At 57.2% G+C, this 21369-nt stretch carries 17 protein-coding genes; all 17 read right to left on the minus strand.

Annotated features, from left to right (window positions below; genetic code table 11):
* Positions 1-2 precede the first annotated feature (2 nt).
* The gene (locus tag ACS4NR_RS21035) at positions 3-851 is read right to left on the minus strand and encodes a tetratricopeptide repeat protein (RefSeq protein WP_456018238.1); all 849 of its coding nucleotides are present in this window, start codon (positions 849-851) and stop codon (positions 3-5) included.
* Positions 838-1386 carry a hypothetical protein gene (locus ACS4NR_RS21040; protein ID WP_047596813.1) on the minus strand — a complete coding sequence of 183 codons (549 nt, stop codon included), beginning with the start codon at positions 1384-1386 and terminating at the stop codon, positions 838-840. Before ACS4NR_RS21040 ends, ACS4NR_RS21035 begins: the two co-directional genes overlap by 14 nt.
* A 19-nt stretch (positions 1387-1405) precedes the next feature.
* Positions 1406-1777, minus strand: a complete 372-nt coding sequence (locus ACS4NR_RS21045) for a hypothetical protein (protein ID WP_456018239.1) — start codon at positions 1775-1777, stop codon at positions 1406-1408.
* A 4-nt stretch (positions 1778-1781) separates the two neighbouring features.
* Entirely contained in the window at positions 1782-2237 is a 456-nt protein-coding gene (locus ACS4NR_RS21050; RefSeq protein WP_183783528.1) for a hypothetical protein, read from the minus strand.
* Between the two features lie 86 nt (positions 2238-2323).
* A complete protein-coding gene (locus tag ACS4NR_RS21055; RefSeq protein WP_285373427.1) occupies positions 2324-2833 on the minus strand; it encodes a hypothetical protein in 510 nt (169 codons plus the stop codon).
* Positions 2830-5280 (minus strand): alpha/beta hydrolase, encoded by a 2451-nt coding sequence (locus tag ACS4NR_RS21060; protein WP_456018240.1) that lies wholly within the window; start codon positions 5278-5280, stop codon positions 2830-2832. The genes ACS4NR_RS21055 and ACS4NR_RS21060 overlap by 4 nt, the downstream gene beginning before the upstream one ends.
* A gap of 9 nt (positions 5281-5289) precedes the next feature.
* Complete coding sequence (locus tag ACS4NR_RS21065) at positions 5290-6684, minus strand: TIGR01777 family oxidoreductase (RefSeq protein ID WP_456018241.1); 1395 nt, start codon at positions 6682-6684, stop codon at positions 5290-5292.
* Between the two features lie 319 nt (positions 6685-7003).
* Complete coding sequence (locus ACS4NR_RS21070) at positions 7004-7465, minus strand: XAC2610-related protein (protein WP_150370224.1); 462 nt, start codon at positions 7463-7465, stop codon at positions 7004-7006.
* A 9-nt stretch (positions 7466-7474) separates the two neighbouring features.
* On the minus strand, positions 7475-7900 hold the full coding sequence (locus ACS4NR_RS21075; RefSeq protein WP_095669268.1) for a hypothetical protein: 426 nt from the start codon (positions 7898-7900) through the stop codon (positions 7475-7477).
* 47 nt (positions 7901-7947) lie between these two features.
* Positions 7948-8697 (minus strand): lysozyme inhibitor LprI family protein, encoded by a 750-nt coding sequence (locus tag ACS4NR_RS21080; protein WP_456018242.1) that lies wholly within the window; start codon positions 8695-8697, stop codon positions 7948-7950.
* Between the two features lie 269 nt (positions 8698-8966).
* Positions 8967-9875: a tetratricopeptide repeat protein gene (locus ACS4NR_RS21085; RefSeq protein ID WP_456018243.1), complete on the minus strand. Its 909-nt coding sequence runs from the start codon at positions 9873-9875 to the stop codon at positions 8967-8969.
* A complete protein-coding gene (locus ACS4NR_RS21090) occupies positions 9865-12987 on the minus strand; it encodes a hypothetical protein (protein ID WP_456018244.1) in 3123 nt (1040 codons plus the stop codon). Before ACS4NR_RS21090 ends, ACS4NR_RS21085 begins: the two co-directional genes overlap by 11 nt.
* Positions 12988-13002: 15 nt before the next feature.
* The gene (locus ACS4NR_RS21095; RefSeq protein WP_456018245.1) at positions 13003-14016 is read right to left on the minus strand and encodes a sel1 repeat family protein; all 1014 of its coding nucleotides are present in this window, start codon (positions 14014-14016) and stop codon (positions 13003-13005) included.
* A gap of 10 nt (positions 14017-14026) precedes the next feature.
* Positions 14027-16063 carry a type VI secretion system Vgr family protein gene (locus ACS4NR_RS21100; protein WP_456018246.1) on the minus strand — a complete coding sequence of 679 codons (2037 nt, stop codon included), beginning with the start codon at positions 16061-16063 and terminating at the stop codon, positions 14027-14029.
* Positions 16064-16091: 28 nt separating this feature from the next.
* A complete protein-coding gene (locus ACS4NR_RS21105) occupies positions 16092-17093 on the minus strand; it encodes a serine/threonine-protein kinase (RefSeq protein ID WP_027610390.1) in 1002 nt (333 codons plus the stop codon).
* Entirely contained in the window at positions 17090-17818 is a 729-nt protein-coding gene (locus tag ACS4NR_RS21110) for a PP2C family protein-serine/threonine phosphatase (protein ID WP_027610389.1), read from the minus strand. Before ACS4NR_RS21110 ends, ACS4NR_RS21105 begins: the two co-directional genes overlap by 4 nt.
* Positions 17818-21357, minus strand: a complete 3540-nt coding sequence (gene tssM, locus ACS4NR_RS21115; RefSeq protein ID WP_456018247.1) for a type VI secretion system membrane subunit TssM — start codon at positions 21355-21357, stop codon at positions 17818-17820. The genes ACS4NR_RS21110 and tssM overlap by 1 nt, the downstream gene beginning before the upstream one ends.
* Positions 21358-21369: the final 12 nt, after the last annotated feature.

The following is a 21369-nucleotide window of genomic DNA, read 5'->3' on the forward strand; positions in this document are numbered from 1 at the left end:
GTTCAATTTTTCATTCCCTGAATTGCGGATCGCTCAACTACGCGTTGAGGTATTTTCTGCGCCTTGCCGTCGGCACTCATCGCGTCGCGGTACTGGATGTAATAGCGCTGCGCTTCATCTTTGCGATCAAGGCGCCAGAGCGAGTCGGCAATGTTCAACATCAGTACCGTGCGTTTACCAACGGCTTCAACGCCGCGATAAAACTTCAGCGCCAGCTCATCTCTACCGCCCTCGGCTAGATAAAAACCCAGGTCGTTGTACGCCTGAACATTTTGCGCCGGGGGATGGCACGCCATGTAGGACTCGGGGCTTAAAAAGTTCAGGCCCCATTCGATGGACTCTGCGCGGGATTGCGCCGGCTCCATACTTGAAACATATTTCAGCAAGTCCTTTGGGGACTTCGTCTCCAAGGCAGGAGTGAGCACATCACCGTCTGCGGAAATCCACTGATTGCCCTTCCACTGACCGACACAAAAAGTGGCCCAACGATCAGCCAGCACGCAACCGGTCTCCATGGAGATCACAACGCAATGCTGTTGCGACTCCAGTTTTTCTTCACCATTCTCGAGCGACAACATCCCGAAGATCACTGGATCGAGCAGCAGAGTTTTCTTGTCAGGACTGAGCATATTGGAATGCCCATCGGCGCCAATGTCGGCGCCGAAAAGCGGGAAGGTTTTGCCGTTGGCGGTGAACCATGCGGTCCCCGACTCAACGCCGGGCATAGTCCACTTTGTCGCTCGAAACGTAACCGTGTGTCCGTCGATACCGACTATGGGCGGGTCCTCGGCAAGGGCACTTGTGGCGGCAAGAAGGCAGTTGATCATCAACACCCACTTAAGGCTGGCCATAGACGATCCTCTTCACCGCCGGGCTTTCTGACATTAGCTGTCTCTTCGTAACGCCATAGGCCTTGATCAGCTCTTCCCGAGATCCCTTCGAGCCAAAAGAGCGTTGGTTATTATCGAAGCTGTATTGCTCCAATAGCCCTGCTGTCGAGTAATACCCATGCCACTCCGCGCAGGCACCACAACCGCCATATCCGCCTATCGAAACAAGGCTGCCCTGGGTGCCTTCCACGCAATCCATCGCCACAACGACATTGCTCAACATCTTCGTCTTCGCACCGTCGGAAGTGAGTTGTGAAACTTTGCTGATATCGCGTCGAAGCACCTTGCTACCGATGTTGATGGTCTGGTCGGAGCAAACCGGGATAACGTGGGTTTCCGCATCATCCACCGTCACCGATCGGCAAGACGACACCAACACCACTTCAACACCGCCGCACTGCATGACATCGCGTTGGGTGTAAGCATCCGTCGGCGCGGCGAAGGCTGGGGAAGAGAACAACCATGCCAGCCCCCCGAAAAACAAAAACTGATTCATTAAGAAATCCTTTTCGCCGTTAACCAGCCTGTTGTTCCGCCAAGCACTTCGCATAGCCGTCCGCAAACTTGGCATCGAATGACAATGCCACTGGCTCCTCCAACTCCGTCGAGCTATTGAGCAATACACGGGTAGCCGGGGTGTATTTGATCCAGCCAATCGTGCCGGTGCCGTCGGTGTCGAAAAACAGCTGAGCGCGCACTACTTCACCGTCATCCTCATCGATCAGCAAATTGACCTTGTCCTTGCCGACATAACGAAACGGAAAATCGCTGCTCCTGACAAGCTCAGTAAGGTAGCCGTAGCAACTCCCTTCGCTGGCAGTCGCGGGCAGTGAATGAGATAAGAGCGAAAGCGCAATCAGCACAGGCCGAATGAAAAACCGGTTCATCGACTCACTCCTCATCCATCGGCGACGATTCCACGTCGGTCATGCTCAGCAGCCGGAATTCGTTATTCACAAACTCGTAGTAACGATCCCGGTTGCCGCTTTCCAACGCATTCCCTTGGGCGTCCTCTTCACCGTCGAGCGTGATGCCGGAGACGATGATCAAACGACTATCGGGCTGGTAAACCATGCCGAAGGTGCTGCCGTCGTAAGCATTCGGCAGACCGCCAACAACCTCACCGGTCTGGGCATCCAGCACTTCGCCGCAAATGGCGCTGCCGCCACAACCTAGTCTGTGCAGGATGTAATGGCCGGCGAAGTTGACCTTGCCTTGCAAGGCTTGCACCCGTGCCTGATCCATCATTGAGCTGCTGTTTTCTTGCAGCACCAACTTATGGTTGGGGCCGGTGAACACTGGCGTGACGGTGTAATCCTTGAAGGTTGGGTCGGCAGCGAATGCCATGGACGCGGCAGCCAATATCAAGCTGCCGAGAACAATCGAAAATCCTTTCACGTAGTAACTCCGTAAATGCAGTGGGGACCGTCGGCTCACTCAGACTGCCCTTCATAAAGCTGTGTGTGCGGATTGAATCGCCACAGATGTGGCCGGGTCATGGCCTCTTTGCCCTTGTAGCGGATCTGGCCGCGCTTATCGCGAATGTAGGAGTAGATCTCGATGTCTTTTACATCGCCGCCGTTCTTGGGCGTACCGTCCAGAACTTTGACCTCGGCGAAATAATCGCCCCCGACATGCTTCAAGTAACCGTGGCACTGGATGAGGAAGGCGAAGGTCGAGTCACCCGCTGAACCACGGCTTGAGTAGGAGGTGAAAATGAAATCTTCCTGGCCGTCGTCATTAAGATCGCCGTGATACACCACCTTGCCCTCCTCCAGACTGAATCCATCAGGTTGAAAACTTGAATGTATATCCAGGATGTAATCGGGTCTTTCCACCCATTGCGAGAGAAAATTCTTCGTATCGGTCTCCGAATTGCACAGATCCGTCGCCATGCTCACCATCGGCAACCAGGCCAAACACATCAACAACCGTCGTTTCACTTCGTATCCTTCGAATTCATCAATTCCAGTGCACCATCCCGATACAACACCTCACACCCCATCCACGCCGGATCAACCTGCGGCATCACCGCCGAGGGCTTGCGCAATTCCCGCAACAACGTCGAACCATGCGACAGCCGCCCACCCATCCGCGCAATCACCGCTCGTGCTGCTTGATAGTGCGCATGCCGCCCCGGATCGAGGGTGTCCTCCAACAAGATGTCCTCGCCGAGAATGCCTTGCACGTGCCCCGGATAAATCATGAAACCGGTGGCCTGCTCCGCACCTTCGCGACCGTCCTGCCAGAAGCTGCCGTCACGGGTGCGCACGTCGGGATGCGGCGCAAACCAGTGCTCGCGATCCGCCATCGGCATGGCGTGATGAAGCCGGAAGAAGATGCGCATCAGGTTGTCGCGGTACCACTCGCGTACTTGCAGGTAGTAACCGCGCAGGCCCGGCAGGCCGGTCGAATGCGCGAGGCGGACCAGCCCGGACCATTGCGGGAATGGCTGTAGCGGCAGCTCGCTCGACGCGGGTCGCGGGGTGGCCGGATCGGTTTCCCACGGCAATCGGTGCGGACAGTTTTCCAGGTTGTCGTACGCGGTCGGCGGGCGGCCCAGCCAGTCGCCGCCACTGCTCGCCAGCGCCGTGGCAATGCACAGATTGCCTTGCACGACGAACACGTAAAACCGTGTGAACCAGTCCGCCAATTGCTGACCATCGGCAGCTTGGGCGACGAGTTCGGCCAGTTCCCGATCGAAGCGCTGCAAGCCGTTTTCAAGATTCAGCAAATGGCCGCGAGCCTTGCGTTGCATACGTAAAAACAGCGGCAAAGAACGCAGCATCTTCAGCGGTTGCCACGGCAGATGCGGCGTCGCTCCGCCAACTTCACCGGCGTAGTTAGCGGCGCTGATGCCCCAGTCGGCCAACCGGGCAAGAAACAGATCATTGTTGATGTAGGAAGCACCGCCGAACACAGCAGTGAATGGCTCGTTGTCCTGCAACACTCGCGCATCCCAGCGCGCCATGATCGCCGGGATACTCGCTGCCGCGCGGCGCTGGGCGTACTCGACCAGCACGCTCGGTTGCGGCGGCAGGATCTCGGCGATGTTGGCGGCGGTCAGGTGCCGGCGCCAGCCATAATCGCTGATCGGCCGGTATTGCAGCAGCCACAGTTGCGAGCCGTCCCAGGCCCATTCGACGTCGCCGGGCACGTAGTGAAACACGCGCAACACGTCTTGCAGAAAGCGCCACAGCAGGTCTTCGGTCAAGCCGTGGGACGGCGTGAACGTGCCGCTGCGCCAGGCATCACCAAGCCGCGAAAGCGTTGCTTGTGAGGGGCTGACGTGACCGTCGGCCAGCGTTTCGAGATGGCCTTCAACCCACTCCAGCTCTACCGAGAGATGGCGCACGAACGCGATCCCGGAAACTACCGGCGTGATGAAGCGCTGCACCACCACTTCCTCGACGCCTTCGGCCGTCAGTTCGGCGATGCGTTTCGACACATTGGCGGTCGGCTCGCGCAGATAGGTTGTGCTCAAACCGGCATTTGCCGAATCGGCCTGATCCTCGCCATAACTGGAGGAGCGCACCGCCCAGGTCACGTCGGGTTGGGCAGCGAGAAATGCTGGCAGACGCGGATCATTGCAATCGTTGAGGGTCAGCGCCGCCGGCACCGCTTGCCGGGCCAGTTCAGCCAAGCGCAAACGCCCGCCCTTGGTGTGCGCGACAAACCCGCGCTCGCCCGACTCCAGCCACTGCGCGAACTGCGCAGGCGAGTCGATCCACGGGTAATGGCCCCAACCGGGTTTGAGGCTGATAGTCAGATCAGCGCGAGCGAGAATCGCCGACCACGCCGCCGCTTGCTCGATGCCGAGCACAGCGTCCTGATCGCCCCAGACCAGCTCGACCGGATCGGTGATCCACTCCAGCAGCGGCAGCGCAGTGTCGGCACGAATCAGATCCCAATGCGGAACGAACGCACGGCAGCGCGCATAACCGGCGCCCATGCGCTGGTATTGCGCGGGGGTCCAGGTCTGGTTGGAGAACTTGCGGGCGAACAGCGCGGGTTTGTTCGACAGCAGCCAGTGAATGGTCTTGCGAATCGGCAGCGGCGACATCAGCGCCGGCAACCGCCGCTGCCATAGAAACGCACCGACTGGCGCCAACAAAACGCTGCGGGAGAAGTGTCCGGGCCGACGCTGCAACGCATGCAATACAAGCAAGGCATTGACCCCCACCGCCATGATCGCGCTGCCCTTCTGCGTCATCGCCAGCAAGGTCTGCGCGTAGTCCGCCAGATCTTCGCAGGGTGGCTGCGGGTTGGCGCCGAAGCCTGGCAACTCCAGCGGTACCACGTCGTAGCGCTGGAAGTGCGGCAGCGCGTCATCCCACCAATCGGCGGCGCTGCCGTTGCCGGCCAACAGGTACATCAAGGGCTTGCTCATGAGCGATCCTCAGGTCAGGTCGCGCAGAGCGGCGTCGAGGGTTGGATAACGGAACGTGTAGCCAGCCTCGGTCAAACGCTGCGGCACCACGCGCTGACCGTCAAAGAACAACTGCGCCATCTCCCCTGCCAGCGCACGCACTGGCGCGGCGGGAATATGGAACCACACCGGACGCTTGAGGACCTTGCCGGCCTGCTCGGCGAACGCTGCCTGACTGACCGTTTCCGGCGCCACCATGTTGTAGGTACCGCGCAAATTTTCATCGTGGAAGGATCGAGCGATCACCTGAATCACATCGTCGCGATGCACCCAGCTCATGATCTGCTGACCGTCGCCCATGCGCCCGCCGAAGCCCAGGCGGAACGGCAGCAGCAACGGCGTCAACGCGCCGCCCGGGCCGAAGACCACGCCAAGACGCAGCACCACCTGACGCACGCCAAACTCAGTGGCCGGTTGCGCGGCGGCTTCCCAACGCGCGCAGAGTTCGGCCATGAAACCGTCGCCCTTGCTGGCGTGTTCATCGAGGCTTTCGCTGGCATCGCGCACGCCGTAGAAACCGATGGCCGAGGCCTGAATCCACAGCGCCGGTTTGTGGCTTGTGTGCTTCAGCCAGGTCATCAAGGCTTCGGTGGTATCGACCCGACTGGCGAGTAGTTGCGCCTGACGCGCGGGGCTCCAGCGAGGCCCGGCAACCGGTGCGCCGGCGAGGTTGATCACCAAGTCAAAGGGTTCGTCGCAGCCGAGTTCGCTCAACGACCGCACACAGCGAACGCGACCGTCGAACAGGTTCGCCGCTTTCAACGGATCCCGCGCCAACACGCTGACCGTGTGGCCGGCGTCGAGTAACTGATTGACCACGGCTTCACCGATAAACCCGGTGCCCCCGGTGATTAGCACGCGCTTGTAGGCGCCGCCGACAAAGGGGTTGGACTTGCTCACGATCCTTTCTGGCAGAGATTTCCGACGATCATGGCGCAGCAACCAGATCAGCGGCGGCAACAACACCAGCAGCGCAAAACCGTCGAGCCACAGATGCGACCAGACCTGTTTTTGCGCCGAGAGCCACATGTCCTGCGGCGCCCATAACAGGATGCCCGCCATCAACCAGCCCCATACACTTGGCGATTTCAGGCGATTGCCCAAATGCACCAGCGCGAGCATGTACAGCGAATAACTTTGCAACGTCGCGCCGAACAGTGCGAGCCACCACACCTGCTGCTCGTGGCCGGCAGCAGGAACCGTATCGGCGCCCCAGAGTGCGAGTTCGAGGGTGTGAAGATAGCCGTCGAGTAATCCGGAATGACCGGCCCAGGTCAACGTGAGACCGGCGAGAATGTGCACGATTGCGGCGGCGTATAGCCAGAGCACTAGCGCAGGGCGAAGGGAGTTCGAGGGGGCTGGCATTCCGTGTCCTGAGCGCATTCCTTGGGGGTGGGGAGTTTAAAGGAAAATCGCAGTCGTCAGATGCTCAAGCATTAAACGTTTTAGCGTGAGGGATTCAGGCTCAGCGCGTGCGAAAGCGCATCAAACATGCCCCAAAATTCAAATGCAGTGGCAAGCCTCAATCGGCGCGGCGCCTGACGATCCCAATCGCCCCACGATGAAGAGGCCCAACTGATTACCTTTGTCAGCCGCCATTTGATAACAGGCTAACGCCCGAGACATATCCTTCGTTCTAAGCTCGCCACAACAAACCGTTTCACTGTGTTCTTCCTTGAGTCATTCAGGCTTTGCGTTTGGAGAACCGGGTGACGCATTGCTTGGGTATGTTCATTTCCCAGTAGGTGCTGAGCAACACTTTACGCTTTTTGTCGACGCGCAAATTAACGAATCCATCGCCGCAATCCGGCTGCAATTCTTCGAAGGTGCCGGTTCTGGCTTGGTAAATGAACACCCGGTAGTAGTCGTAAGTACCCATGCCGTCATCAAGCTGCCAGATCGCGAAATCCTGGGCGCCGTCATAATTGAAATCGTCGAACTGCATGTGGAGTTCGTTTACGGCTTCAAAATCGACCGTCCGCGACTCGTTATGCGTTTCGCCTTTAACCGCGACGTTCAGCGTGGAGCCTTTGAGAACCAGCGTTGTTTCAACGCCTTGGGTTGGGCTGAACGTAGCGGTTTCGGCTAGCGACGGGATCGTCCACAGCAGGCCCAGCAGTGATAACGCTAAAGTTTTGAAATGCATGTACTCGCCCTATTCCCACTTGCATCCGGACTCCGGAGAGGAGTCGATGCTGGTATTGATTCCGAAGCTGTACACCTTGCCGTTGGACTGCTTTGTGTAAGACATCGAGACGATCTGCGAGCCTTGTGTCATCAACTCATAAGTGCCCGTGACCTCGCCGTTGATGACTTCGGACCAAGTTCTGGTGTGCTGCCAAGGCGCGTCCGGATCGAGGATTTCATTCTGAGAATCCGTCAACACAATGGAAATAGGCTCGCTGGATTTGGCGTACTTCACAAAACCACCGGACCATTTGCTGGCTTCGTCATAGTAGGTACGGAGTTCGAACTTTACCGGGCTCGATTGGGATAGTTCGAAGCAAAGTGATTCGGTGGTGACTGCGCTTTGAGCGCCTAAAGGAAATAGCGCAAAAAAGAGAAAGAAAAGTTTATGCATGCTCATCCAAGTCGTCGCTTTCGCGCGAATGCTCTGGCTTGTCCGTTTCAACGTCTGCTCTTGTCCGGTGCCAAAGCCAATTGGCGAGCACGCTCTATCGTCGCGCGAATTAGGCAGGCATCGGACCACTCACCGAAAACAGATTTATGCGATTTCGGGTCGGCCTGGCACTCCGCATCTCGAAATTTCATCCAGGCTCTTTGAGTTTCCCTCAGTGCTTTCTGACCGCTTTCGTCCAGCCGACTCATACGATCCCGATATACAGAGTTCAACAATGCATCCGCGTCAGGAACCATCAGATCAAGAACACCATTTCCCAAGGGAAACCACTCAACGTCCGCCAATGCCTGTTCGCTTTCATTGTTCCAATTGTAGAGGCCGTTTTCTTCGATCTTCAGTGTGGCGGATCGCTGATGGTGATTCGTCGGATCACTCTCGCTGACCTCCGAGCGATAAACAATTTCCAAATAGATAGGGTCGGTTGTTCGCTGAGGATCATTCAATAGCGTTTGCCGAACAATGGCCCGTTGCTTTTTGCTCTCAGTAATCTCTATCGAAAAGCACGGATCCGGCCCAGGACGTTCTGCGGACGCCTTCCTCTCCAGGCATTGATTACGAACCGCCATGGAAGGGCTATCCGAACCGCCACCCACATCAACGACTCTGACAAGCAACCGGACTTCCGGATCCTTGGAAAAGTCGGCCTGAAGGATGGTGGCAATCATCGTGCCCTCAGCCATGACCACAGGCGACAGTATTGAAAGTAAAATAATGAGACTGAATCTGAAAATCTGCATTCCTTGGCGTCCGTAAAAAAGTCAGTGACCCGTTCAATTCTGAACGGGTTTGCGACAGAAAATAGAGTCAGAACCGACAAACGGGCCAGATCTATTTAAGTTCTCAACCAAATTCAAAGCGGTCGAGCGCAAAAAATAAATCCGGCTCCTTTACCAGAACAGATCCATTAAAGCCCCGTAGCAAACGTCCCATCAAACAATAAAGTTTCCAAGGCCTAGTCATGACCCGTGAGCCTTAACAGAAGGAGAGTAGTCTGCAACTTCTTCTATTACTGCGTTGTAGCACGCTGCCTAACCCGATCAGGAACCTTGGCTTGCTTGCCATTCTCGCTCATGAGATCGGTGTATACCTTATAGTTCTTTCCTGCGGATGCTTTATCACCCGCCTCCCAATAAGCATCTGCGAGATTAAGATAGGCAACTGTCCGCTTCGGATTTTCTGAAATAACTTTTTTCAAGAGCCAAATTGCGTCGGTATTGAAGCCTGCTTGCTGCCAAAAAAATGCTACGTCATTGAAAACTTGTTGGCTGGCAGAAGAGTAACCATACTCACCAATGTAGCGTTCAATAAAATCACGTTTCGGAAAGCTAGAAAATCTTGCTTTATCCTTATAAAGGCGCGACGTGGCGTTTTTGAACTCGACCAAAAGTTCTTCTTTTATATTTTTCTCAACACCAGAGACCATTTCTATCTTACTCAGACATTCAGCGCTTTCACATTTCTGCGGTTCATCATGTTCAAGCACTGAATAGCAATATGGTTGTGGTTGCCCCGCAGAGCCAGGACCTTTCTGTAGATACACCAGACTTTCACCACTTGCATTAATTGGTTGGCAATAAGGAACCACACCGAAAGCGTCAGGTACTCCGGATTTATTCTTGATAATATCCACGCCACTTACGATCTTGCTCGCATCAAGTGTTTGCACTTTTCCGTCAGCACTCAAAATCCAGAAGGTGTTTTCCTGAGAGCTACAGTCACATTCACAGCTCAATATATAACTCTGGCTCCTGATATCAAACTTCGCCTTTGGAACGCCATCAGAACCACAGAAGTTCTCCGAAATAGCCACTGAACAAACATTGGTATCAGGATCGCACGCCAGCTTTTTTCCTTCACTCCACGCTGGAGACGAAAGCAAAATCAAAGTAATAAACCAACGGAATTTAAAGCTCACAGATGTCACCCTCAACGATCATTCCGAAATTGCCGTTTTCTTTAGTGGCGGTGTTACCACTCATTGTAGCGGTATATTTTTGTCCCTGAATAATCCCCATCCGGCGACTGAACGCGTCTGCCCTGTAGGCCGTCGAAGCTTTTTCGGCTCGCTTCTTACAAACAAAAATAAGTAACTCTTTTTGGGTTGTAATGTTAGCGCTAGGAAACTCATCTCTAATAAGTTGTTCCGCCTTCGCAAGATGGTTTTGCTGAACACACAGGTCGTATAGCGCACAATAAGTCCGCAACTGAATCTTAACCATCAGATTCGGCGCTAACTCTCGCATCAGCTTGATACAAGACGCTATATTATCATTATATTTCGCCGCACAATTCAGCTGAATTTTCTGAAACGCCTCAACTTCACCAAGTTTCTTGAAAGCCGACTTCCACCCTGCATTATTGTTAGCAATTACTCCCAACGCCCAATTTTTCTGGGCAGCGGTATCGGCTGAATTCAACGAATTTATCAGTGTCTGAAAATTCATGTTAGAGCCAAAACATCCATCAAACGTGGTTTGATCTGCTGCACGCATTTCCAGTAGAACCGGTCCCAACGTGCCTTGCCCGAAGTTCCACTGAATAACACCGAAAGACATACCTTGACCATCGAAGTTACCCGCCAGTGCCTCATAATCCAGCTCGCTCTTTCCTTCGTATCCAGAGGAAACCAATAGGGCGATTTCTTTGGCCTTGTTGAGTGGGATACAAGCAGCCGACAGCGCGTTCGCTACAAATGCAATCGAATGAAAATGCCATATCAAATCGGTACTGATGGCAGCCTTTTCTTTCAGATCATCCCAAAACACATAGCTGCTGATCCTCTCCTTTTCATGCTGCAGTGTTTTCGGTGCATGCTTGAGCTCAGTATCAAGCCGACTCCATTTGGGAGCATCTGCTTTCGCTTTCCACTCGGTCGGATGATGGGCCACCAGCCTGGACCACTGCGACCGCGTATCGGGGTTTTTCAAGGCCTCGGCCAGCTCAGCCGGATCGACATCCCCGCTTTCGTCTTTATCAATCTTCGTAAGCATGTCCTGAAAAAACACGGGCATGTCATTAGGATCAAGAAAACCGTCCGCTGTCGCATTGGTTTCTTCGACGATCTGAAACCCCAGCTTTTCCCAATCATGCTGAGTGATGATTTGTGCACCGGCTTTCTTGACCAGGCCGCTGACCGCCTGAGCATTGTCAGTAACGGTCACATCGTAGTAATCGTCGGCGCCCACTTTGACGATTGGAGTCTTGTTCAAATCAACCGCATGTTCCGCTTTCAGTACCGTACTGCCTGTAGCAGGTGCTTTTTTCTTCAGCTCACTTTCGGTCGGCAAATACAGGTATTGCTTGCCGATCTTCAGCCCAGCCGTATTCTTCAGGAAGTCTTTTACGTCGGCTTCGGCAGTAAATATCTCGACGTGTACCTGATACTTACTCGCTACGCCGCCATCTTCGCCGGTAAGGTTCTCAGTCAATCCCAGATAGCCAATCGGGTCTCCCGCCTTGATTCCGGTACTTGCAGGCTCTACAGAATTGAAACTACTCGGGATTACATCCCAGGCAACGTAGTCGTTTTCCACAATCGCCCAGAAGCTGGAAGGAAGGCTTCCCGTCCCAGCCAGGCTACCGCTGCTGGTACATTTCGCCATTCGACGAATTGTCCCTGAAACATTGAGATTCAGTACCTCTTTGCTTTCAAATTCCACCGTGCTTTGAGGGGTAAGCTGCAACGAGCCCATCTTCGCACCGGCAGCCTGCCCATTTTGGGCAGAGACGGGATCCTGATACAGATCCAATCTCTTCAACGCGGTCCCCTTCACCTTGCCTTGCCAATATTTGGGCTTTAAACGCTCCGGGATCGGATCTGCCAGCCATATACGTGCGGGCTTGGAGTTTTTGTAGGGGTCTCCATCTTTCAAGTATGCGAACCAGACCTCTTTGCCAGCCTCGCGAACTTTGTGGCCACTCTTTTTAACGCTACCTGACAGGATTTTTCCTTTCGCGTAGGTAACGTTGCCTAAGTCCTTTTGATCCAATATCTCAAGTTTGGTCCCCGCAACGAGCTTGCCAACGTTCTGAACGCTACTGGATTCAGGGAAATCGTCGTAAGCGTTGAAGTCACTTACTTTCATGGTCACTTGAGGCTTCGGAGTTTCTTCCTCAGTCAGCGGATAACGCTTGAAGGGCAGAAGGTGCATGTACAAGCTGTAGAAATTCAGCTTATTTTGCTTGCCTTTATTCGGTCCTTCTTCTGGGTTTGGCGCAGATTTGTACTCATGTCGCACCAAACAAAACGAGTTGGAATACTGCAGTTTTTTCTGATTTTCGCCGAACGTAGATTCTAGATAGTCTTCGTTAAGCCGATAGGCCACAACCTCGCCGTCAGCCATGCAGCGGATCGGTTCGTTCAAGATGCATTGAGGGGCACTGGCATTGCTAATGTGAATACCACCATGCCAGAACTTATTACTGCCCAAGAGATAGTGACCCGACGTTTCTTTTTCTAACGCTTTATATATTTCGTCGGCACTCTCGAATTGCTTCCCGTCCGCCTTTCGGAACGGGTATTGAAAACTCATGAGCGGTGATCCTGCCGGAGCCGGGGTCGCTGCAGGCGCCGGAGCAGGAGCAGGCGTCGGTTGCGCACCGCTCCTATACTCCGCCTTCGGCCGTAGGTACTTGTTCGGCATTGGCCAATAGCCGCTGCCCTCACCGTACTTTGCGGACTTTGGCCCGGTCGAACTCTGTGAGCCGAAAAAATTCCCCTTGACCCGGTTAACGTCCATGTCCTCGATCACGCCGGTATGGTGCATACCTGTCCATAGCGCGATATCACCTGGCTGAACGCTGTTGAGGGCAATGAACTCGAAATGCGTGGTGTCTGTCGCAAGTTGACTTGTAGTGCGGTAGGGGATGTCATACCCCGCATCACGGAGCATTAGGTTTAGTAAGTGAGAACAATCAATTTCCTTCCGACCGTTACCGTTTTCGTCCGCAGATCCGCCCTTACCATAGCCGTATTCGTATCCGCTGTAAGGGTATTTGGCGCGCTGTTCAAGTAGACCCGTGCTCATCGATAGCATCCTGCTTTAAAGGCAATGAATTGAATTATTTGCGGTAATGCCTTGGGTACTTAGTCGTTCGACGCCTCTCGCACCTGCCTCATTGCCTTTCTTGTCGGCCTCCTGATAACACGCCATTGCCCGGACCAAATCACTAGGGATGATTGCGCCGGTTTCATAGGCGCCGCCTAGTTGAATCAGTGCATCCGGGGAACCGAGCTGGGCAGATGTGACGAGAGCGCTCAATGATTTTTCTGGACTGACACAGGCTCGCTTTTCTTCGTAATTGCCTTCGTCGCAATAGAATTCGGCAAGGGCGATCCCTGCCTCAGGTACGCTCTTGGCGGCTGACTCCAGAAGCTGAAGAATCTTGGCATTTTCCAACCGCGGCGCTTGACCTGAAAGGCTGATACCCGCTGCTGCGAAAGCCGCCTCCGCGGAGCCTTGGTCTGCCCCATGCAAATAACTGTTCAGAGCAGAAATGTACAACTGGCTGGAAGAGGAGGATTCGATATCGATAGCCAGTTGGTTATACATCGCCCCTCTTTTTAGTGCGCGCTCAGCCGGTGAAGCCTTTAACTTCGGGTATTGAGCATCAAGTGCAGACTCAAGCGACCAGTCTTCAGCACGGCTCAATATCCAACAGTCGTTATGTTTGAAAGTGAAGATCTTAAGTACTTCACCGTTTGAATCGCGAACAATCACATTGTTTGGCAGCTGGACTTGCATGCTCAGCCCAGACTTCGCGATGTTGGCAGGAGCAAGCATCACCAGCGATTGAAGGTCCAACACCCTCGACTTTCGCTCCACCACTCGCGGCTTTGACTCGGTGGAGACTACCTTTTGCTCGATCACGGGCGAGGCGATAAACGCTTGCTGCACCTCAGGCTTGGACGAGAACTCTTTTACGAAATCTGCGAAGTTGTCGCTCGGGCATTGCACGGTGCTAGATTGTGCCGCAAAGGCGTCTGAACAAAACCCAAACGCCAAAAGCACCAGACATTGCAGCTTGAATTGACGCACTCGATTGTTCTTTGTCATCACGAACTCATCACTCAGAAAACACAAAAAAAGCCTTCGGCTTAACCTTCTCAGGCACCGCATTCCCCAACGCCTGATCCATCAAACTCCCCGCCTTATCCTTATCCGCCGCCCCCGGCAGCACCGGCGGTTTAATCCCGATCCCGGTGCCATTCCCCGGCGAGCCCCCGGCATTAATCTTCACCACCGGCCCAACCACGGTCACACCACCACCATCAAGCTTGATAAAGCTCCCACCCCCCAGGATGGTCAGCTCCGTCCCCGCCTCGATAACAATCTTGTCCCCAGCCTTAAGGTGAATCTCTTTCCCCACGCTGGTGAGCTGCGCCGTGCCCAGCTTCACATGCTGGTTCTGCCCAACTGTCAGGTGATCATCCAGCTTCGCTTCAACCTTGCGGTCGGAAATCGTGGTGCGGTGTTCTTCAGCCTTGAGTTCGGTGTAGGTGTTCTTCACCACCGTGTCATGACGTTCATTACCGACACGAATCTTCTGGTCGTGCTCGATGTTTTCATCCCAGTCGCGCTGGGCGTGGATGTAGATTTGCTCCGCGCCTTTTTTGTCTTCGATGCGCAGTTCGTTGTACCCGCCGCCGCCCGGGGAGCTGAGGGTTTTGAAGACGCTTCGGGTTTTGTTTGCCGGCAGGGCGTACGGCACCGGGTTTTCCTTGTGGTACAGGCAGCCGGTGACGAGGGGTTGGTCGGGGTCGCCTTCTAGGAAGGTGACGAGGACTTCCATGCCGATGCGCGGGATGCTGATCGCACCGTAGCGGTCGCCGGCCCAGGAGCTGGAGACGCGTAGCCAGCAGCTGGTTTTGTCGTCGGCCAGGCCTTCGCGGTCCCAGTGGAACTGGACTTTGATGCGGCCGTACTGGTCGCAGTGGATTTCTTCGCCTTTGGGGCCGGTGACCATGGCGGTCTGGCTGCCGAGCACGCGCGGTTTCGGGTGTTCGAGGGCCGGGCGGTAGAACACGTCCCACGGGGTGGCGAGGAAGGTGTTGCGGTAGCCCTGGTGGAAGTCGTCCTTGTTGTCGGTGGTGTCGCTGGTCACGCCTTCTTCGAGGACTTGCGGCTGTTTGCCTTCGTGGAAGATTTCGGTGAGCAGCCACAGGTCGTTCCACTCGCTGCGCGGGTGGTCGGACATGGCCATGAAGTGGCCGCTGACCAGTTTGGTCTGGTCGCCGCGACCTTCGGCCTGGCGGTAGTCGGCGCGGTGGCGTTCGAGGGCGCGCTGGCTGAGGAACTTGCCGCGCGCACGGTCGATGAAGCGGCCCGGGTAGTCGTAGTCTTCCAGATCCGGTTCAGTGCTCTCGCCATCCGGTTTGTACGCCGCTTCCATTTGCAGGCGCGGTTTTTCGAAGTCGTAATCGCGGCGCGTGGTGCGGCTGGTGCGGGTTTCCAGGCGCAGTTTGAAGCCTTTGATCACCGGTTCTTCGGCGACCATGCCGCTGCCCTGTATGTAGGCAGTCGGCTGGCCGAGGTCGGGAAACACGGTCTGGTCATCACCGAACACCAGCAGGTGAGCCTTTTCGCTGTGCTGGAAGTGGTAGTGAATACCCTCCTCCTCGCACAGGCGCTGGACGAAGTGCAGATCGGTTTCGTCGTACTGCACGCAGTAGTCGCGATCCGGGCACGGCTGGCTCAGCTGGAAGCTGTAGGCGTTGCCCTTGATCCCGTGTTCGTCGAGGATCAGCGCGATGATTTTCGGCGCCGACATCTGCTGGTAGATACGCTGGTTGGTGCGGTGATGCAGGTATTGCAGTTGCGGCACCAGCGAGACTTTGTAGCGAGTCAGGCGCTTGCCGGCATCGCCCTGAGCGACGCGGTAGATCTGCCCGTGAATGCCTGACCCTTGTGGATCGAATGCGAGAAACGCCTGCTTGTGCAGGAGTTTTTCCAGGTCCAGATCGGGGTTTTCGCTGACCAGTTCGAGGTCGAAGCGATACGGCTGGCTGATGCCTTCGGTGCCGGTGAACGACAGCACTTGCAGGTCGCCCATGTAGTCTTCGACCTTGAGGCTGAAGTGGGTTTCGTTAGCTGGGTTGAACATAAAGCGCTCCCTGTTCGAATGTCGTCCGTTACGCCCGAAGTCGCAACCGTTGCAGCCAGGACGAAGTGGCGCCCAAGGCGTCACGCAATTGGTCGGCAGTGATGGTGCGTTCTGCCGCGTTGAAGCTCAGCGCGGTTCGCAGCGCTGGCCAGCCGTGTTTCGGTAAGTTCGCCGGGGCTTGCAGCTCGCGCTCCAGGTGCTCGTCGCGGGCCTGGGTCGAGGGCAAGCGGCGGAACGGGTGTTTGCCGCTCGCCAGTTCATAGATCACGCAGGCCACGCCGTACACGTCCGCGCTGGCCGACAACGGTTGGCCCTCAAGCAGTTCGGGGGCGGCGTAGCCCGGGGTCCAGGCGTTGAAACGCTCGCGGCTCAGGTGCGGCAGGCCGGGCAACACGCCCTCGTCTGCCTGGCCGAGACCGAAGTCGAACAGGCGCAGCCCGTCTTCGCTGAGCATGACGTTGCTCGGTTTCATGTCACCGTGCAGCACGCCGCGACGGTGGGCGTAGGCCAGCGTATCGAGCAGCGGCAGCGCGATGTCACGCGTTTCTTTCCACGGCAGGCCGAGGGGCCGCTCGCAGAGCAATTTGTCCAGGGTCAGGCCACGCATGTATTCCATGGTGATGAAGGCCCGCTGGCAATCGGTATCGACTTCAAAAGTGTGCGCACGCACGACGTTGTCGTGGCGCAGGCGTCGGGTCAGGGCAAACTCGCTGTAAAGCAAGGCACTGGCGTCCGGCGATTCGGCAAATTCTTCGCTGAGAATTTTCAGCGCAATGTAAGGATCGGGATCGCCGAACTGCTCGTGCAGCAGATCTCGCGCCCGGTAGACCGCACCCATACCGCCCGCCCCGAGCAGACGCTCGAGGTGGTAGCGGCCGGCGAGTACGTCCGGCAATGCACCGATGCTGGCCTTGGTCGGCGCCAGCAACGGCTCGGCGTTGTTTGCCTTGGCGAAGGCGAAGTAGGTCAGGTTGCTGGCCTGCTCTTCGCTCATCAGCAAGTCATCGACTGAGGATTCGATTTCAGTCATTGGCGGATCACCACGGCAGTCAGGTTGTCCCGGGCGGCGCCACGCAGGGCGCCGTCGAACAGACGTTCCAGCGCCACGTGCGGCGCGCTGAGGCTGAGGGCGTTGCCGAGGGCATCGCTGCTCAGTCCTTGGTACAAACCATCGCTGCACAACAAAAACGCATCGCCCGGATAGACCTCGAGTTCGAGGACATCCAGGGTCAGCTGTTCGGCGGCGCCGACGGCTCGGGTCAAGGCTTGAGCCGCCGGGTGCGCTGCCGCCTGTTCGACGCTCATCTGTTGTTCGTCGATCAGTTGCTGCTGCAGCGAATGATCCTTGGACAGCTGATACAGCCGCTGCCCGCGCCACATATAGCAACGGCTGTCGCCGGCCCAGATGCAGGCCGCGCGATTGCCTTCCACCAGCAGCGCCACAACGGTGCTGCCCATGATGCTGTCGTGACGCCCGGCGGTGACCGTCAACTCCTGCCCCAAACGCCGGTTCAGCCAGTGCAGGCACTGGCGGATGGCTTTGAGGCGTTCGTCGAAGTCCTCGTGTTGCGGCAGTTCAGCCAGGCTGGCGACGATCAACTGGCTGGCGATGTCGCCACCCTGATGACCGCCCATGCCGTCCGCGACCACCCACAGCCCCTGCTGTGGCGAGTCGAGGAAGGCATCTTCGTTGCGCGCCCGCACCTTGCCCGGGTCGGTACGCGCCGCGCTGCGCCAGGGACTGGCCACCAGCATCAGAGCTGCACCGGCATACGGAAGGTACGCAGCACGCCCATGTCGAACGGGTTCGGCGTGCGCTGGCTGGTCAGCAGGTAGTTGGCACGCAGGCCACCCACGTCGGCTTTCAGCACCAGCACGTCGCGACCGGTCAGGTACTCGGTCTGCATCAGGTCGAACAGACGGAACAGCGACCATGGGCCGGAGTTCTTCTCGATACCGATCGGACGCCCGGCCATCTTGTCCATCACCAGGCTGGTGCGACCGTCTTCAGCGTCGGTCGGCCACTTGAACGTCATTGGCAGGATCGGACCGTGGCGGTACTCCATGGTCTTGTCGCCGAACTTGAACTCGGAACGGCTGACGGCCGGATCGAGGGTGTACGGCTCCAGTTTGAACTGCACGGTCGGCTCGGCCGGGTTGATCGAGAAGAAGCTCTGACGAATGGTCAGGGCTGCTGCCATCTGGTCGAGATACATCTTCGAGACCGGCAGGCTGTGACCGTCGACGCTGCGCATCCGGTAGTTGCCCGGATCACCGCTGACGAACGGACGCATGTAGCTGTCGAAGAAGCGGTCGACGGTACCTTGAGCCCGGAAGAACTCGCGGAAGTCGCTGATCGCCACGTCGCTGGTGCTGCTGGCGCTGAACGGATAACGCTTGCTGATGGTCTTGCCATACACGCTGTACAGCTCGTTCTGATAACGGCCGTTCAGGTATTGGTAAGCATCGTTGAGCACCAGGCGCCACGAGTCTTCGGCCAGCACGTTGAACCACACGCTCAGCGGACGCGGCAGGCGACCCGAGGCCGCACGCAGGTTGGTCAGCGCATCACGCTGGCCGCTCATGCGGGTTTTCGCCATTTCGAACGCGGCTTGTTCCGGCGTGCTGGAACGGGCCAGACCGGACAGTTGCAGTTGCAGGTCGTTGAGCGCGCTGATGGCCGGGGTCAGGTCAGCGGCCGGGCCGTTGTTGTCATCCAGCAAACGGTGCAGCGGCTCGAAGCGGCGTTGCAGCGACTTCTTCGCGGTGTCCGGCAGGCTCTTCGCCACGGCCATCGCCGAAGCCTTGTCCGCCACGGCAGACGCCAGTTTGCCGACCTTGCCCAGTTTGCCCTTCTGCCCTGCCAGTGCATCGGCAGCGTCACCGGCTTCATCCACCGGATCGGCGGCGGCCGGGAAGCGCGTGTTCTCGCGCACTTCCGTGAGCAATGCCAGCACCGGCGAGTTGGCCGAAGTCAGGCCCGCCAGTTGCTCGGCGCCTTCACCGGCGTCGCTGATCGGCGGCAAGGCCACCTGACCAACGGCTTCGCTCCAGTAGTTGGCGTAGTCACGGAAGTACAGTTGCTCCAGCTCGACCATCAGGCGACGCAAGTCCATGTCGCTGATGCCCGCGCCTTCGCCCAGCACCCAGTTGTCACGCAGGATGTCGGTGACCAGCGCCGAACCCTGCACCGAGAAATACTGCTGATAACCCTGTTGGGTGTAGAACCCCGGGATCACGTATTCGGTGCCGATGAACAGCGAACCCTGCGGGCCGAGGTGTTGGCTGAAACGGTATTCCGGCAGGTTGCGCGCCTGCTCGCGGAGCATGCGGTACACCACGGTGGCCAGCGATTCGGCGCGCAGCATCTGACGTGCCTGAGTCACCAGTTGATCGTTCAGCGGGTAGATGAACGGCTGCTTCAGCAGGCGTTCGAGGTGGGTGTTCAGACCGTTCTGGACCGCAGTGTTGCCGGTGTAGCGCTGCGACCAGTCAGTGGCGACCCAGTCCTTGAGCCACACGGCGTCACGACGGTCTTTCATGTTCAGCATCAGGTACGCACGCAGGCTGTTGAGCAGCTTGTCGCGGTCCTTCATGTTGGCGCGGATCTGCCCTTCGAGCATCGTCGCGACCCGTGGCAGCAACTGCGCTTCGAGCTCATGCTCGTAGGCTTGCTTGACCACCGGGTTGACGTCTTCGCCCTGATACAGACCGCCACGCTCGTGGTACGAGACGTCGCCCTTCTTCGGGAACACCTGAGTCGCGGCGTAGCTTGTATCGAGGGTTTTCAGCACGCCCATCGCATCATCGCGCGGGGTCAGCGCCGAACGCTGCTGAGTCCAGTTCTGCGCCAGTGTGCGCAGGTTTTCCAGACGCTCATAGTTGGCCGAGAAACCACCGGCCCAGAGCATGCCGAACAGCGCCAGTGCCGCCAGTGCACCGACGTACAGCGCACGCTGGCCCCAATGGATGCGGCTGCGCTCGCGTTTGTCGAGGCCGGCCAGATCCGACTCGGGGAAAATCACCCGACTGAACAGATGATGGATGAAGCGCGAACGGCCACTGCGCAGGGTCGGCAGCACACCGGCATTCATGCCGAGGTTGGCGCCGATGCCGGCGGTGGTCGCGTCCATTTCCTGCGTCAGGTGCGGAGCACTGGTCAGGTAGAAACCACGCAGCAGCGACGCGCGCTGGTAGCGGTTGCCAGTGAACGCCATGTCGACGAACAGGCACAGACGCTCGCCGATCTGTCCCAGTTGATGCGGGAAGTCGAGGATGCGGCCACGGCGCTGGGTATCGCGCTCGGAGTGCATGCGCATGATCACCTGATTGTTCAGGCGCCGCAGCAGCTCTTCGAATTCGCCGCGCAGTACCGCGACGTCGGTGCCGACCTGATCCTTGCGGAAACTGGTGCCCAGCACCTGATCGCTTTCTTCGCGAGTCAGTTGATCGAAGAACTCGTCGAAACCGAGCAGCTTGTCAGCCTTGCTCAGCACCAGATACACCGGCACGTCGACGTGCAGTTTCTGATAGACGTCTTGCAGACGACCGCGCACCTGGCGCGCCAGGGTGTCGATGTCCTGCTCGCTGCCACCGATCAGGGATTCCACCGGAATGGTCACCAGCACACCGTTCAACGGACGCCCGCGACGACGCTTGCGCAGCAGTTCGAGCAAGGTGGTCCAGGCACTGCCGTCGACTTCTGCGTCCGGCTGGGTGGTGTAACGCCCGGCGGTGTCGATCAGCACACCGTGGTCGGCGAAGTACCAGTCGCAATGACGGGTGCCGAGGGTGTCACGGGTCAGCTTGCGGTCGATCTTGTTGATCGGGAATTCCAGCCCGGAGAAGTCCAGCAGACTGGTCTTGCCGGAAGCCTGCGGACCGATCAGCAGGTACCACGGCAAGTCGTTGCGCCAGCGTTCGCTGCGGCCGCGATACAGGCTCGAAGTCTTCAGGGTTTTCAGCGCGTCCTTGAAGCGCGCCTTCAACTCTTTCTGCTCTTCTTCGATCAGTTCGTCGCGACGGATGCGATCCTGACCGTCCTCGGTTTCTTCGATGGCTTTCTTGCGGATGCCCGCGCGCCAGCTGACGAAGACCATGGTCAGGCCCCAGATCAGGAACAGCACGCTGATGGTCAGCAGACGCGAGGTCGCGCTTTCCCAGAACTTGTAGTCATCCACCGCCAACAACGGGCCGACGAACCACACCAGCAATGCCACGAACAGCACCAGCAGCAGGGTCCAGACCCAGGTCTGGCGCAGGAAAGCGCCGACTTTCTTGAAAAACTTTTTCATCACACGTCCCTG

Source organism: Pseudomonas sp. JQ36, from assembly GCF_053851495.1.

Coding starts and splice junctions, on each gene's coding strand:
- ACS4NR_RS21110 (WP_027610389.1), bottom strand. CDS start 17,818: ATGCTGGTGGCCAGTCCCTGGCGCAGCGCGGCGCGTACCGACCCGGGC.
- ACS4NR_RS21070 (WP_150370224.1), bottom strand. CDS start 7,465: ATGCATTTCAAAACTTTAGCGTTATCACTGCTGGGCCTGCTGTGGACG.
- ACS4NR_RS21075 (WP_095669268.1), bottom strand. CDS start 7,900: ATGCATAAACTTTTCTTTCTCTTTTTTGCGCTATTTCCTTTAGGCGCT.
- ACS4NR_RS21045 (WP_456018239.1), bottom strand. CDS start 1,777: ATGAACCGGTTTTTCATTCGGCCTGTGCTGATTGCGCTTTCGCTCTTA.
- ACS4NR_RS21095 (WP_456018245.1), bottom strand. CDS start 14,016: ATGACAAAGAACAATCGAGTGCGTCAATTCAAGCTGCAATGTCTGGTG.
- ACS4NR_RS21100 (WP_456018246.1), bottom strand. CDS start 16,063: ATGTTCAACCCAGCTAACGAAACCCACTTCAGCCTCAAGGTCGAAGAC.
- ACS4NR_RS21105 (WP_027610390.1), bottom strand. CDS start 17,093: ATGACTGAAATCGAATCCTCAGTCGATGACTTGCTGATGAGCGAAGAG.
- ACS4NR_RS21035 (WP_456018238.1), bottom strand. CDS start 851: ATGGCCAGCCTTAAGTGGGTGTTGATGATCAACTGCCTTCTTGCCGCC.
- tssM (WP_456018247.1), bottom strand. CDS start 21,357: ATGAAAAAGTTTTTCAAGAAAGTCGGCGCTTTCCTGCGCCAGACCTGG.
- ACS4NR_RS21080 (WP_456018242.1), bottom strand. CDS start 8,697: ATGCAGATTTTCAGATTCAGTCTCATTATTTTACTTTCAATACTGTCG.
- ACS4NR_RS21050 (WP_183783528.1), bottom strand. CDS start 2,237: ATGGCATTCGCTGCCGACCCAACCTTCAAGGATTACACCGTCACGCCA.
- ACS4NR_RS21040 (WP_047596813.1), bottom strand. CDS start 1,386: ATGAATCAGTTTTTGTTTTTCGGGGGGCTGGCATGGTTGTTCTCTTCC.
- ACS4NR_RS21065 (WP_456018241.1), bottom strand. CDS start 6,684: ATGCCAGCCCCCTCGAACTCCCTTCGCCCTGCGCTAGTGCTCTGGCTA.
- ACS4NR_RS21060 (WP_456018240.1), bottom strand. CDS start 5,280: ATGAGCAAGCCCTTGATGTACCTGTTGGCCGGCAACGGCAGCGCCGCC.
- ACS4NR_RS21090 (WP_456018244.1), bottom strand. CDS start 12,987: ATGAGCACGGGTCTACTTGAACAGCGCGCCAAATACCCTTACAGCGGA.